Below are 15,040 nucleotides of genomic sequence, written 5' to 3' on the forward strand. Positions count from 1 at the left end.
GTGCGGCGGGCGGGGCGGACGTCTGGCCCGGGCTGCCGGTCCACGGCCCGACGGACGCGCTCCGCGCCGGTGCTACCGTGCGCCGCAGCCCGCCCGAACGGAGGAAGAGCATGACCGACGACCACGCCGGTTCCCCCGCGGCCACCCCCAACGCCTTCCGGGAGATCTCGCCGACCACGCTCGCGGACGTCCTGGGCCGCGGGCAGGTCATGGACGTCGGCATCCGACCCCTGTGGTCCACGGTGCCGCGGGTCGCCGGGCCGGCGTTCACGGTGCGCTGCCCGCCCGGCGACAACCTCATGCTGCACGCGGCCATCCACCGCGCGGCACCGGGTTCGGTCATCGTCGTCGAATCGGGCGACCTGGACCACGCGCTGGCCGGCGGCAACGTCTGCGCCGTGGCCCAGCGCCGGGGAGTCGCGGCGTTCGTGACCGACGGGCTGATCCGCGACCTCGCGGAGGTTCGCGCGACGGGGTTCCCCGTCTTCGCCCGCGGCGTGATCCCGTTCCCCGGGAGCAAGAAGGCCGTTGAGCCGCTCAACGTCGATGTGCGGTGCGGTGGGGTGGACGTGTCCGCCGGCGACATGGTGGTCGCGGACGAGGAGGGCGTTGTCGTGGTGCCCCGAGCGCGGCAGGAGGAGGCCCTCGGCGCCGCCCGGGCGAAACTGGCCAAGGAGGCCGAGGAGTCCCTCGACGCCTGGGAGTTGGCGCACCGCACCCGTATCGACGAGATCCTGCGGGACGGGGGGTTCGTCGGCTGACTGGGCCGTGCCCGCCCGTACCGGCGGGCGGCACCGGTCCGTTCGGAGCGGCATGCCCCTCGACGCAGTGCCGCGGCGGGGGACGGCCCGGCCCGCACCCACGGCCCGCCTGGCAGTCTTGCCGAGCGCCACGCGCTGCGTCATTCTCGAATCCCCGTTGCTGACGGGGGCGGTCCTGCCGTTCCCGGACACCGCCGCCGATCGACCACACGGTTCCCCTCGCGAACCCTGGGCCGGCATGTCGGGAAGCCCTAGGCCGGAAGGCCGAGACGAAGATCCATACCTGGGCGGTGCCGGAGGCGGGAGGACGCGGCAAGAGTGAAGGGGCACCTGCCCGACTCACCGACCCATCTGCCCGGAGGCTGACGGTGAACACCCCGAACCCGACCGACCACCCCGACCTCACCGGTGCCGCGGCGCACGCGGGGGCGGCCCATCTGATCGAACAGTCGCTGGGGCACCTGTACTCCGCGGCGTTACGGACCGCCGCCCTCCACCACCTGGCCGACCATCTGGCCGGCGGCCCCCGCACCGCCGCCGAACTCGCCCGGCTCACCGGCACCGACGCCGTCTTCCTCCGCCGCGCTCTGCGTTACCTCGCCTCGCGCGAGGTCTTCCGCGAGGACGACAACGGCGCATTCCATCTGACGCCGACCGCCCAGTTCCTGCGCGCCGGGGTGCCCGGTTCGCTGCGCGACGCGGTGCTGATGCTCACCGACGAGATCTTCGTGCGTTCGTCCTCGGCGCTCGACGAGACCATACGCACCGGGGCGCCGGGCTTCGCCAAGGTCTTCGGCGCCCCGTTCTTCGAGTACCTCCAGGGCGCCCCCAAGACCCGGGAGCTCTTCGACTCGGGCATGGCGGCGTTCTCCGAGCCGATCGACGACCTGGTGGCGAGCGCCTATCCGTTCCCGGAGCGGGGCACCGTGGTCGATGTCGGCGGCGGGCGGGGCGGGTTGCTGCGCCACATCCTGCTGCGGCATCCGGGCCTGTCGGGAGTGCTGTTGGACCAGGCGGCGGCCGTGCAGGACCACGTGCTGGACTCCGCGGAGCTGGCCGGCCGCTGGCGCGCCGAACCGGGTGACTTCTTCACCTCCGTGCCGGACGGCGGTGACGTCTATGTGCTCAAGCACGTGCTGCACGACTGGGACGACGCCTCGGCCGTCCGCATCCTGACCGCCTGCCGGCACGGCCTGGCCCCGGACGGAAAGGTCCTGGTCGTCGACTCCGTCCCCGCCCCTGGCAACGCCCCCCATCCGGGCAAGGCACTGGACGTGGCGATGATGACGCTCGTGACGGGCAAGGAACGCGGCCCGAAGGAGCTCGACGACCTCTTCGCCCGGGCCGGCCTGCGCCGCACCCGGATCCTGCCCACGCCCACCTTCGCTTCCATCGTGGAGGCGGTCGCGGCCTAGGGTCTGTCAGGTCTGTCAACTCCCCGCCGCCGTCGCGGGGTTGTCGCAGCGGGCCGAGGTCAGTCGGTGGTGGCCGGGCGCTCGCGCCACCAGTCCACCGTCGCCTCGACCTGCGCGTCGACCGGGGTGGCGCGCACGGCGAACGCGGCTTCGTACGCTCTGGTGTCGACGACGAAGGGACGCTCGAACTGGTAGCGGACTTCCTTGAGTTCGCGGATCAGCGGGGAGAAGAGCGACGCGATGCCGAGCACGGCCGGCGACAGCCCGCGCACCGCGACCGGCCCCACGCCCGCCCGGGCGGCCAGGCGGTCGACCATCTCCCGGGTGGACAGTGCGGGCGCCGTCGGCACGTGCCAGGCCCGCCCCCAGGCACGTTCCTCGGCCGCGACCTCCACCAGGGCCCTGGCCACATCGGGGAGATAGCTCCAGCTGTGCGGGGCGTCCGGATCCCCGAGCGCGGAGACCGGCTTGCCGCGCAGCAGTCTCGGCATGACCCGCGCGGCCAGGTGTCCGCCGTCGGTCACGCCGGGCCCGAAGAAGTCCGAGGCCCGCACCTCGACCGCCGTGATCCGGCCCTGCTCGTGCAGTTTCCGCGTCTGCTCCCAAACGTCCGCCCGCACCCGTCCCTTGGGGCCGGTCGCCGCGAGCGGCAGCTGCTCCGTCATGGGACCGGTCACGGGGCCGTAGCCGTAGAGGTTGCCCAGCATGACCAGGACGGCCCCGGTCGCCTCGGCCGCCGCGCGGAGCGACGCGGCCAGCGGCGGCCAGTCGCGCGCCCAGCGGGGGTAGGGCGGTGCGGCACAGCCGTAGATCGCCGCCGCGCCCCGGGCGACCTCGGTCAGTCGCTCGTGGTCGGTGGCGTCCATGGCGAGGTGCTCGATGCCCGGCTCCGGGCTTCGGCCCGATGTGGTGACGACCCGCACCTCATGGCCCGCTCCGGCCAGCAGCCGAGCGGTGGCCGCCCCGGCGGGACCGAAACCTACGACGACGTAAAGACTCACGCGCGCACAGTAGCGCGGAGCGGCTGGAGCGGGTCAGGGCGGGGCGGGGCGCAGTGGTCCCGGTGCGCCGCGCCACCGACCCTGATCGACTCGACGACGACTTTCGGCCAATCGCCTCGCGTGCAAGTCGTGCGGCGACCCTCCTGACCTGCGCGGTCGGCCGGGCCGGCCAGGAGGGCCGCCGCCCGGTTCACGCCTCGTCGGCCGTGCCGACGGTCCCGGCAGTGCCCACGGTCCGGGCGATCACGGCATGCCTGGCCGCGGCGACCTTCTCCGCCCTCACCGCCGTGGGCGGGACGGCGACACCGGTGGCCGGCGGAGGCGGAACCTCCTCGGATTCCGGGAGGTGCGGCTCCGGGGCGGCCGGGAGGGAGACGACCATGGTGAGGCCGCCGCCGGGGGTCTCCTCCGGGGTGAGGGTGCCGCCCATCGCCTCGGTCAGGCCGCGGGAGAGCGCCAGGCCGAGGCCGAGGCCCGTGGTGTTGTCGGTGTCACCGAGGCGCTGGAACGGCTCGAACGCCCGCTCCCGGTCGGGTAGTTGGATGCCGAGACCGCGGTCGATGATCCGTACTTCGACGCGGCCGCCCAGGGCGCTGGCGCCGATCGTGACGGGGCGGCCGGCGGGCGAGTGGCGCACCGCGTTGGACACCAGGTTGGCGACCACGCGCTCCAGCAGGGGCGGGTCCGCCAGCACGTCGGGGGCGGTGTCCAGCGCCCGCGCCACGACGCGTCCGGGCGCCTGTGGAGGCGAGCCGGGGAGGGTGTCCAGCGCGGCGGGCAGGACGTCGGCCAGCGCCACCGGCTCCAGGTGCAGGGTCAGCGCACCGGCCTGGAGTCTGCTCATGTCCAGGAGGTTGTCGACGAGGCGGCTGAGCTTGGCGAGCGACTCCTCGGCGGTGGCGAGCAGTTCCTCACGGTCCTCGGGCGAGAAGTCCACCTCGCGACTGCGCAGCGAGCTGATCGCCGCCCAGCTGCCGGCCAACGGTGTGCGCAGGTCGTGCCCCACCGCGGCCAGGAGTGCGGTACGCATCCGGTTGGCCGCCTTGACGGATTCGACCTCGGCGGCGGCCTCGGCCAGCCGGGCGCGTTCGACGGCCGCGGTCAGATGGGCCGCGAAGGCGGTGAGCACCCGGTGCTCGGAGGCGGGCAGGCGGCGCCCGATCAACACCAGCACGCTGTCGTCCCCTATCGCGACCTCGGTCCGGTGGTCGGTTCCCACGTCACCGGCGGTACCCGCGGTGTGGACGGCTCGTGCGGATCCCATGGCCGTCCGGCCGGTCGTGGACGGCCAGGGCTCCGGCACGTCGTCGCGCGGGCACAGCTCGATGCGGTCCATGCCGAAGGTCTCGCGGGTGCGCTCCAGTAGGTCCGGCACCGCCCGGTCCCCGCGCAGGATGCCGCCGGCCAACGAGGACAGCGTCTCGGCTTCCGCGGTCGCCCGGGCGGCGCGCCGCCCCAGCCGCAGCGAACGGTCCACGATGGCGGCGACGGTGACCGCGACGGTGGTGAACGCGGCCTGGGCGACGACGATATTGGCCTCGGCGAAGGTGAATTGGCCGACCGGCGGGATGAAGTAGTAGTTCAGCAGCAGCGAGGTGGTGACCGAGGCGAGCAGCGCGGAGACCACTCCGCCGATGCAGGCCACACCCAGCACGGTCAGCAGGAAGAGCAGCGCCTCGCTGGTGAGGTTGAGCGACAACGGGCCCGAGACGCCGCGCAGTACGAGGGTCAGCAGCAGGGGCAGCACCAGGCCGGCGATCGGCCCGGCCACCCGGCGGGTGTGCGGCAGACCGCTGCCGGGGATGACCCAGGTGCGCCCCTGCCCGGCGTATTCGTGGCCGACGGTGTGGACGTCGATGTCGCCGGAGAGTTCGACCACGGTCTCCCCCACGCCGCGCGGCGCCAGGAACCGCCGCAGTCTGCCGCGACGGCTGGCGCCGACGACGAGTTGGGTGGCGTTCTGGGCGCGGGCGAAGTCCAGCAGGGCGGCGGGGACGTCGTCCCCGACCACCGCGTGGTAGGTGCCGCCCAGGCTCTCGGTGAGCTGCCGCTGGTCGGCCAGCGCGGCCGGCGAGGAACCGGCCAGGCCGTCGCTGCGGGTGATGTGCACGGCCAGCAGGTCACCCGCGGGGATGGGGGTCCCCCCTGCGCATGGGGGTCCCCCCGCTCGAACGCAGTTGAGAGTCGGGGAGGAGCTGAGAGCGCGGGAGAGATTGACTATCCGGGCGGCACGACGGATCAGCGTCGTGCCCTCCAGGCCGCCGGAGAGCGCCACCACCACCCGCTCGCGCGTCTCCCACACCGGGCCGATGCGGTGCTCGTGCCGGTACTTGCGCAGCGCCTCGTCCACCCGGCCGGCGACCCACAGCAGCGCCAACTCCCGCAGCGCGCTGAGGTTGCCGAGTCGGAAGTAGCGCGACAGCGCGGCATCGATCTTCTCCGGCGGGTAGATGTTGCCGTGCGCCATGCGGCGCCGCAGGCCCTCGGCCGGCAGGTCGACCAGTTCGATCTGGTCGGCGCGGCGGACCACCTCGTCGGGCACGGTCTCGTACTGCGGCACCCCGGTGATCTTCTCGACGACGTCGGTGAGCGACTCCAGGTGCTGGATGTTGAGCGTGGCCACCACGTCGATCCCGGCGCCGAGCAGTTCCTCGATGTCCTGCCAGCGCTTGGTGTGCCGGCAGCCCGGCGCGTTGGTGTGGGCGAGTTCGTCGATGAGCACCACCTCGGGGCGCCGCTCCAGCACCAGGTCCAGGTCGAGTTCGCCGAACTCGGTGCCGCGATGGCTGCGGACCGCGCGCGGCAGCACGGCCAGCCCGTCGAGCATCGCCTCGGTGGCCGGGCGGCCGTGGCACTCGGCGTACGCCACCGCCACGTCCGTGCCCCGCGCGGTCCGGCGCCGACCCTCGTCCAGCATCCGGTAGGTCTTGCCCACACCGGGGGCGGCCCCGAGAAAGACCTTGAGCCTGCCGGGCCGCGGCCGATCCGCCGCGGCCCCCTCGCTGCCCCACCCCATGACGTACGTCCCTTCAGTACCACGGCGCGCCGGACGGCACCGCGTGGAGCGTCTCCCCGCGGTTGTCACCGGCCGGCGCGCGAACTCCTCCTTTGAGTCCTGCGAGCATCGTCACCGCCCACCGCCGGGAACCGCGCTGCGCTGCGCCGACGTTGACGCAACCCTGACCCGGAACGGGGTGCCGGTCAGCGGCGCCCGGCCCCGGACCGGTCGGCCGTGGCGGACTCCGGCGCACAGCGATAGAGCTGGTACGCCTGGCCCGGCACGCGGTCGCAGTGGGCGCGCACCCACGGGCCGATGGCACGGCCGGGCGTGGTCGCCGGACCGCCGAGCACGACGTAGCGCAGCTGGCCGGTGGCGACGAGGTCGCGGAATCCGGACGCGGTGGGTGACGGCGCGGTGCCGGTGAAGCCGCCCATGGGGAGCACCGCGGCACCGGCGTGGAGGATGTAGGGCGAGGCGACCCGCCAACTGGTGGTGGCGAACAGGTAGGTGGCGCCGTCCTGGTGGGCCCGGGTGTAGGCGAGGAGCCGGCGCTGGGCGGGGCTCAGCGAGTTCTCGTCCGAGGTCTTGTGAGCAGTCTTGCGGGCAGTCTCGTGGGCCGTCCCGTCGGACGTCTCGGGGTGTCGGGGCGAGTGGCCGGTGGACGCGTCGGTCCGACCGGTGGTGCCGTCGGACGGGTCGGCGGAAGGGGCCCGGTGGGCTGCCGGGTGGTGGGCCGCGGTGCGGTGCCGGATGGCCACCGGACCGGTCGAGCCCATGCCGGAGTGCCCGTACGTCAGGTCGAGGACCGAGGACGCCCAGGCGGCGGACGGCAGGAGCATCGCCACCAGGGCCGTGACGAGCCCCAGCACCGCCGTCCGCCGTCGGGCCGCGTCACTGCCGGAGCCGGAGTCCGGGCCGGAAGCGGACGCCGTACCGAGGCGGGAGGCCGATCCGGTGCCTGCGGGCGAGCCGGGGCCTTCGGATGAGCCGTCCCCGGAAGCCGGGCGGGGGCGGGTGTGGGTGCCCCGACGGCCCCAGGCCAGCAGACCCAGGCCGCCCGCCCCCAGGACGACCGCGGCCGGCGCCAGCCACGGCAGGTAGGTCGGGAACAGCTCGGCGATCACCGCCGACCAGGCCACCGTGCTCACCACGACGGTCGGCAGCGCCCACGCCCGGGCCCGGCCGCCGCGCACCCAGGCACGCCAGAACTGCACCGTCCCGGCCCCGAACAGCGCCGCCAGCGGAACGGCCACCACCCCCATGTAGTACGTATGGCCACCGACCGCCCCGGCGCTGAACACCAGGAAGTACGTGACCAGCCACACCCCCCACAGCACGAAGCCGGCGCGCAGCGGATCCGTACGCGGCCGGCCGCGCCGCCACACCACGCCGCACACCGCCGCGAGCGCGGCGGCCGGGTACAGCCAGCCGATCTGCGAGACCAGCGACGGGGCGAACATCTTGACCCACTGCCCGGCGGTCGGCCGGGAGTGTCCGGTCGGCGGCGCCGGCGCGGTGCCGGCCATGGTGGAGACGGCGACGCTCCCGGTGTCCTTGGCGCTCACGCTGACGCTGGAGAAACGGTTGAGGAAGTTGTAGCCGACCACTTGGCTCACCGCGGAGTTGTTGGTCGTGCCGTCGATGTACGGGCGGTCCTTGGCGGGGGTGAACGTCACCAGCAGCACCCACGACGCCGACACCGCCACGCAGACCGCGCCCGCCGCCGCCAGATGCGCCAGCCGTCGGCGGAGCACCGTCGGCGCCGAGAGCACATACAGCAGGCCGAGCGCCGGGAGCACCGCCCACGCCTCCAGCATCTTGGCCTGGAAGCTCAGCCCCACCCAGACCCCGGCGGCCAGCAACGGACGCAGTCGGGCCCCGCGCGCCGCGCGCAACGTGGCGTCGCCGGCCAGCAGGACGCAGAGCGTGAACGCCGGGTCCTCGACCTCGGTGCGGAACAGCCCGGCGATCGCCGGGGTGAGGGCGAAGGCGGCGGCCGCCAGGAGAGCGGCGTTCTCGCCCGCCCAGCGACGCACCGCGCGGTACAGGACGGCGACGCTGAGCACACCCTCGATCACCTGGGGCAAGGTCAGCGCCCACGGGTGGAAGCCGAAGATCCGCGCGGAGAGCGCCTGCGGCCACAGGAAGCCCGGCAGCTTGTCGATGGTGATCGAGCCGCCGGGGTCGAAGGAGCCGAAGAGGAAGGCATGCCAGCTCTCTGACATGCTGCGCGCGGTCTCCGAGTAGAACGCGTGGAACGCGCTGTGCTGGATGTCCCAGGCGAACAGCACCCCCGCTATGACGAGGATCGCCAGCAGCACGGGTCTGGAGTACGCCGGCCGGGGCTCCGGCGTCCGGCGCGCCGCGCCGATCCGGCGGAGCAGGCGACTGCCGTCGGCCCGCCCGGTCGGCACGCTCGCCGCCGGGAACGTTTCCCCCCTTGCGGGCCCGTCCAACGCTGTGGGCCCGTTCAACGCCGAGGACGCGTTCCCGACTGGAGACGCATTCCCGGCTGGGGTCGTGCTGGCCATGGACGATCCTCCCTGGTGGTACTCACCGGTCGGTGTGCGAGATGGCCGGAGGGGCGTCGGGGATCCGCGGGCCGCCGATTGTTCAGCGAACGTTCAGATCGCACGGCCGGGCGGCGAGGCACCGACGGGACGCACATCGACGCCGGGGATGCAAGCTCCCAACCCGGGTGGCGCGAATCGAACCATGCAACAAAGCTGTTGCAAAGACATCCTTGAGAATTGACCAGGTCAACTGTTTAAACTTTCCACCAACGTTGCGGCCTCACGGCCATGCACATGAGAACTACCTGGGGATTCTGGTGGGAGACGGCCTAAAAGCTGATATAGCGTCACTGCGCACCGGTGGTGCCGATTTCGACCAGATCAGCAAGGACTACCAGGGCCTCGTCGACAAGTTGAAGGACGCACTGACCTCCCTGGAGGGCGACGACACACCCCCGTGGGGGGACGACGACCTGGGCGAGAAGTTCGGTGTCGTCTATGAGGGCTTACGAGACGGTATGTACGAATCGATGGGCCATCTCGCCTCCAAGCTCCAAGAAATCGGCGGCGGGCTGAACAACATGGCCAAGAACCACGAGGCCGACGAGGACTTCAACGATTCGATGCTGAGGCAGCACATCGCGAACGCCGAGACGGAGCACCAGGCAATCGCCCGCTTCCGGAGCCCCAACGTCTAGCGACTCACCGCACCTCACCCCCGCCACCCGCGCCCCCTCGCGTCGCCCCTCACGGCGCCCCTCGCACCGCCCCTCCCGCCGCCCCTCGCGGTGCCCCTGCTCGCGCCGCCCTTCCCGTCCACCTCCGCACCCCTTTCCGCTCCGCCCCCTCTTCCTGACCTCGCGCCTGCCTGGAGATCCCCACCGTGTCGTTAATGCTGCCGGACGCACTTGAGTGGGTCCTCGAAATGCTGGGGTTCAACTGGCCCACGGCAGACGAAGACAAGTTGCGGGAATCCGCCCAGCAGTGGCGGAACTTCGCCTCCGGCGTGGAAGAGCTCCAGCAGCGCGGCGTCACCGCTGCCGGCAATGTGGTGTCCCAGAACTCCGGTGACTCGATCGACGGCTTCAACACCACCTGGGAGAAGTTCAACGGAGGTTCCGGCTCCGGGTACTTCGCCGACGCCCGGACCGCCGCGGAGACCATCGCCGTCGCCCTGGACGTCGCCGCCGGCCTCGTCATCGGCATGAAAGTCGCGGTGATCGCCCAATTGGCGATCCTTGCGGCGGAGATCATCGCTGCCCAGGCGGCGGCGCCGTTCACGTTCGGCCTGTCGGAGATCGGCGTTGCGGCGGCCACCGCGGCGACCCGGGCGATCGTCCGGAAAATCATCAAGGAGGCCGCGAAGCAGGTCCTCGACGCGGCGCTGGAAACCGCCAAGGAGCCCGCGGTCTCGGCGCTCCAGGCCATGATCTCGGACGTCATCGCACAGTCCGTGAACATGAGCTTCGGCGCGCAGAGCGGATTCGACGTCGGCCGGACCGTCAACAAGGGTGCCGAAGAAGGCGTCAACGCGCTCAAGAACTCGGGGCAGACGTTCACCGAGGCGTTGCGCGACGGCGCGGGCGCCAAGGCGGGCCACCACGTCCGCAACGGCCTGGAATCGGCCGCCGGCCACAACTCCGGCGGCGATTCGGCCGGCGGTTCGGGACATGAGTCCGCAGGCGGCGGGAGCGGGGGCGGAAGCACGTCCTCGGGATCCGACACTTCGGGCGGCGGCCAGTCGTCGCCCGGGGGCAACCACTCACCGTCGAGCAGTAGCAACTCACCGTCAGACGGCGGTAGTTCATCGCCGGGAGGCGACGGATCGTCATCGGGCGGCGACGGATCGCCGTCCACGGGTGGGGCGTCGGCGGGCGGAACGTCGGCCGCCGGATCGTCGGCGGGCGGTGGGGCCCCCGCATCGGGGGGATCGTCGTCGGCAGGCCATTCCGCCCCCACGAACAACCCCTCGACGGCACCGAACTCCCCTTCCGACGGCTGGAGTTCACCCGCCGAGGGCGGAAGTTCCTCCTCGGCCGGAGGCAATGGTCACTCGCCGGACGGCGGCAACTCGCCCCGGTCGGCGCATTCCGCCGCCCCGCCGCCGAGCCAGCTGACGCCGTTCGACGCGGGCTACCGGGAAGCACAGGCGGCATCGCCCACGCCTGACGCCTCGTCGTCCGCGACCTCTTCCCCGTCGTCCTCGGACTCGGCCCCGTCGCCCGACACGGGATCGGGGCACGGCTCGGACCAAGGCCCAGACCGTGGCTCGGACCACGGCCAGGGCTCGACGGCACGCCCGGACACGGACTCGTCCGCCCGACCGAACACCGATACACCCACCTCCCACGACACCAGCAACAACGACAGCAACACCGACACCAGCACCAACACCGCCCCGCGCCCGGACTCCGACAGCAGGCCGGATACTGCATCAGCACCGGCACCGACTCCCGCCCACGCAGACAGCCCCAGCCCCAGCCCCAGCCCCAGCCCCGACCCAAGCCCCAACCCCGCTGCCCCCACTCCGGAACATCACGGCAACGGGATCAGCGACCCCAACGGCGGCAGTGGCAACACTGGCGGCAGCGTCACCAACAGTGGGAACGACGGCACCACTGACACCGGTACCCATACGAGCCCGCAACCGCAGCACGCGCCATCGCCAGCCCCTGACCCATCTCCCTCCCCGTCCCCGACGCCGGACCACTCCGGCGCCCAGCACGACGACGGCAGCAGCAGCAACGGCGGGGGCAGCCGTACCAGCATGCCGACGGGCGGTGGAGTGGCATCGGGCGGCGGCGCTCCCCATGCGGCCCCGTCCGGACACGGGTACTCCGGTCCCTCCTCGTCCGGTGCGCCGCACCAGCCCGATCCCAACCGGCCCCAGGACGACGGCCCGGTCACCGTGCACACGGAGAGCGCGACCCTGGCACCTCCGCCGCCGGGCGTCGCCCAGCCGTCGCATGCAGGCGGCGATGCCCCCGGCTCGGCCGGCACACCGCCGCCGTCCACACAGCAATCGCCGCAGCCCGGCGTCGTCATGGGCGGCACCATGCCTACGGGCGCTCCCGCCGGGACTCCCGCGAGCGGATCCCCCTCCGCTACGACACCCCCGCGGTCGACCGCCCCGTCCTCCCCCGCCGGCAACGGCGGCGCACCCCCGCGCGGCACACCGACCTGTGACCCGCGGAACCCCACCGCGGCCGACCAGTCGTCGCGCCCACGGCCCACGCCTGCGCGTAGCACCGCCCAACCTCCGCGCACCGCCCAACCTCCGCGCACCGAGCGCCCGCACGACGAGCAGCCGTCCCCGCGTCCGTCCCGGCCCACGCAGCAACCGCCCCACACCAACGACGCACCGCCGTCGCCCACCACCCCTGACCACGACTCGCAGTCGCCGAACACCAACCACGACCCGAAGCCTTCCAACGACCAGAAGGCCGAGGACGGGCACCAGCCGGACAGCGAGTCGCACCCCAAGGACGACCAAGCGCCGGACAACAAGGACGACACTGCCCACACGCCCGACCCGTCTGACCCATCTGACGTGTCTGACGTGTCTGACGCGTCTGATGCACCTGACCCATCCGACGCCACCGCCACACCGGACGACCGTCCCAGCCTCGACGAGATCCGGTCCGGTATCCAGGAGTCCCCCGGCGGCCTGCTGCCGCCCGACACCGTGGACCAGCAGGCGCTGGAGAGCGCCGTCCCGCGCAATGACGACGGCAGCCCACAGCGCTTCCCCGATCCGACCGCCGGCTGGGCCCAGTTGCAGAACGACGGCGGCACCAGCGTGCCGGGCCGTTCCAACAACTGCGCCGACTGCAGTCGTTCGTTCCTGGAGACCTGGTACGGCAACCCCCAGGTCTCCGCGCCCCGGACCCCCGACCAGACCCCGGACGGGACCCCGGACCACTGGTCTCCGGAGTCCAAGGCCAACGAGAACATCATCGACTGGGCCGGGGCGCCGCACTCCTACGCCGGCACCAGTCCTGACGGCCACCATGCCATCGCCCAGGAGTTGCTGAAGGCAGGGCCGGGCTCCGCGGCGATCGTCCAGGTCAACTGGGCGGACGGCGGCGGTCATGCGTTCAACGCCGTCAACCACAACGGGAAGATCGTCTGGGTCGACACCCAGAGCGGTGAGGTCAGTCACCACCCCATCAACACCGAGGGCGCCACGGACGTCTTCCACATTCCGCTGGACGCCGACCGGAAGCCGCTGCATCCCGCCCCGGATGCCTCCAACGGTTCCGGTGCCACCGATTCCCACCACGACTCCGACGCCACGGACTCGCACCACAACTCCGGCGGCACGGACTCCGACCACCACTCCGACCACACTGGGCACGCGGACCAGTCGCCCCCTGCGGCGAACGGTTCCCCCGACACGGGCGACGGCACCGGGAGGCACGACACGCCGAGCCCGGACCACGGGAAGGACGACCGGCCTTCGGCGGCCGACCCCGCCGCCCTCAAGCGCAAGGCCAGCGAACAGCCTTCGCCCGACGGTGAGTCCGTCAGCTCGACCCCCGAGTCCGGCTCCGATTCCCACCGGCGGACCCGAATAAAGGTGGACGGGGAGGGACAGCCGGGCCAGCAGTCTGGTAACGATCCCCACACCGACACCCCGTCGCCGCCCCAGGCGACCCTCGGTTCCCTCCCGGACCACATGGACGCCCTGGGCCTCGACGACCACCGCATGGACGTCGACGACGACCCCACGCAGCAGCATTCACCGCCACAGCAGGCACCGCAGACCCAGGGGACGAACACCGGCTCCGGCACGACGGAGCATCCCACCTCCGGGCCGCCGCACGGCAAGCCCACTCCCGATACCCCGATGGATCTCGACGGCCAGCCGCCCGCCGGGCCGTCGAACAGCGGCGGCAACGCCTCCAAGCAGGATCACAGGCAGTCGACCGGCTCCACGGCGGAGCCGAAGAAGGACAACGGGAACAGCACGGACGGCGGGAAGGGCGACAACAAGACCGACGGCAAGACGGACAGCACGACAGACGGCAAGACGAGCGGCAAGACGAGCGGTAAAGAGCCCTACGCCGATCCGCGTGATCGCGGCACGAGCGACACCTCCAAGCAGGAGAAGGAGGGGAAGCACACCCTCGACGCGGAGAAGAAGGACTCCAAGGAGTACGGGAAGGTTCCGGACAAGCTCCAGGCGCAGCTCCGCAATGATCGGGACGTGCACCGCATCCCGCTCGACCGGGTCCACGACCGGCTGACCGGCTGGGCGGACGACGGAAGTTTGGCACGGGTGCTCCGGGCCTCTTCCGGCCATCCGCAGACCAACGACCCCGACGCGGGCAAGGGACCGCAGAAATTCACCCAGAGCGACCTGGAGAAGCGGCTGCCCGGATTCAAGGACCTGGACCGCGGTGAGAAACTCGCCGTCGTCTCGTCCCTGACCCGGCTCAGTGTGGGATTCCACGAGCAGCACGGTGTCGGCAGCAATCCGGTGGACGTCGACAAGCCGTACCGTCCTCCGAACGAGCCGGATGCCAAGGACGGCACGACGGACAGTGCCGCCAAGAACTCCGACGAGTCGCTGGGTGTCCGAGGGCACCGCAACAGTGGCAACAAGTACCTCGACAAGCTGAAGCACGACGGTCCGATGCCGGAGAGCCTGAAGCAGAACAGTCCGGACTTCACAGACCGCAACTACGCGGTGTTGGAGGTCGAAGGGCCGCCGCCCGCACGGGAAACCCACTACGTTGCCGACTCCTCGGTTCCGGTGGGCGAGAAGAACGTGTCGGGGCGCCACTCGGAGAAACACCTCATGGAGTGGCTGAAACGGGCCAACCAAGAGGGCGCGCAATACAGCGCGAAGGCCCTCTACACCGAGCGTGAACCGTGCGGCAACGGCCAGGGACACGCGAAGTGTTCGAACGTGCTGAGGGAAATGACCCCTAAAGACACGAAGGTGTACTACAGCACGACCTACCGAACCGACCCGGAAGACGTCAAGGCGAAGAAGCAGCTCGACACGGAGAAGAAGAAGCTGAAGAAGGAGTTCGACAAGAAGTCCATCGCGGACGTACAGAAGGAGATCAGCGACCGGCTCGATCGCCGCGAGGGCAAGAGCGCGAATTGGATCGCGGCAGAGAAGGACAAGGTCGACAAGCTCAGCGAAGCGGAACAGCGCAAGAAGCTCTCGGACATGATCGATACGGAGTTCACCAAGCGGAAGAACGGGATGACGACACCCGAAAAGCAGGCGATGGTCCGCGAAATGGACCGGCATATCGCCCATCTGGACTCGACCTGGAAGAAGATTCAGCCGAGTCTGCTGTAGCGGGCAGCGCCGACGCACTCCGCGGGTGCC

General features: G+C 71.7%; 7 protein-coding genes. 4 read left to right on the forward strand and 3 right to left on the reverse strand.

What is annotated here, in order from left to right:
- Positions 1 to 110: 110 nt before the first annotated feature.
- Together MOV08_RS03795 and MOV08_RS03800 are read left to right on the forward strand one after the other, a co-directional pair.
- Positions 111 to 761, forward strand: a complete 651-nt coding sequence (locus tag MOV08_RS03795) for an RraA family protein (protein ID WP_275311689.1) — start codon at positions 111 to 113, stop codon at positions 759 to 761.
- 368 nt (positions 762 to 1,129) lie between these two features.
- On the forward strand, positions 1,130 to 2,176 hold the full coding sequence (locus MOV08_RS03800; protein WP_275306232.1) for a methyltransferase: 1,047 nt from the start codon (positions 1,130 to 1,132) through the stop codon (positions 2,174 to 2,176).
- A 59-nt stretch (positions 2,177 to 2,235) separates the two neighbouring features.
- Here the strand turns inward: MOV08_RS03800 and MOV08_RS03805 are convergent, their stop codons facing one another.
- From MOV08_RS03805 to MOV08_RS03815, 3 genes are all read right to left on the reverse strand, one after another.
- The gene (locus MOV08_RS03805; protein ID WP_275306234.1) at positions 2,236 to 3,177 is read right to left on the reverse strand and encodes an NAD-dependent epimerase/dehydratase family protein; all 942 of its coding nucleotides are present in this window, start codon (positions 3,175 to 3,177) and stop codon (positions 2,236 to 2,238) included.
- A 190-nt stretch (positions 3,178 to 3,367) separates the two neighbouring features.
- Positions 3,368 to 6,193 carry a sensor histidine kinase gene (locus tag MOV08_RS03810; RefSeq protein ID WP_275306236.1) on the reverse strand — a complete coding sequence of 942 codons (2,826 nt, stop codon included), beginning with the start codon at positions 6,191 to 6,193 and terminating at the stop codon, positions 3,368 to 3,370.
- Positions 6,194 to 6,378: 185 nt separating this feature from the next.
- Complete coding sequence (locus MOV08_RS03815) at positions 6,379 to 8,592, reverse strand: ArnT family glycosyltransferase (RefSeq protein WP_275306237.1); 2,214 nt, start codon at positions 8,590 to 8,592, stop codon at positions 6,379 to 6,381.
- A 329-nt stretch (positions 8,593 to 8,921) separates the two neighbouring features.
- Between MOV08_RS03815 and MOV08_RS03820 the strand changes: the two genes are divergently transcribed.
- Positions 8,922 to 9,389, forward strand: coding sequence for a hypothetical protein (locus tag MOV08_RS03820; protein WP_275306239.1), 468 nt, complete (start codon positions 8,922 to 8,924; stop codon positions 9,387 to 9,389).
- 194 nt (positions 9,390 to 9,583) lie between these two features.
- Positions 9,584 to 15,010 carry a toxin glutamine deamidase domain-containing protein gene (locus MOV08_RS03825; protein WP_275306240.1) on the forward strand — a complete coding sequence of 1,809 codons (5,427 nt, stop codon included), beginning with the start codon at positions 9,584 to 9,586 and terminating at the stop codon, positions 15,008 to 15,010.
- Positions 15,011 to 15,040: the final 30 nt, after the last annotated feature.

The sequence above is a fragment of the Streptomyces yunnanensis genome (assembly GCF_029011865.1).
Classification (GTDB): Bacteria; Actinomycetota; Actinomycetes; order Streptomycetales; family Streptomycetaceae; genus Streptomyces; species Streptomyces yunnanensis.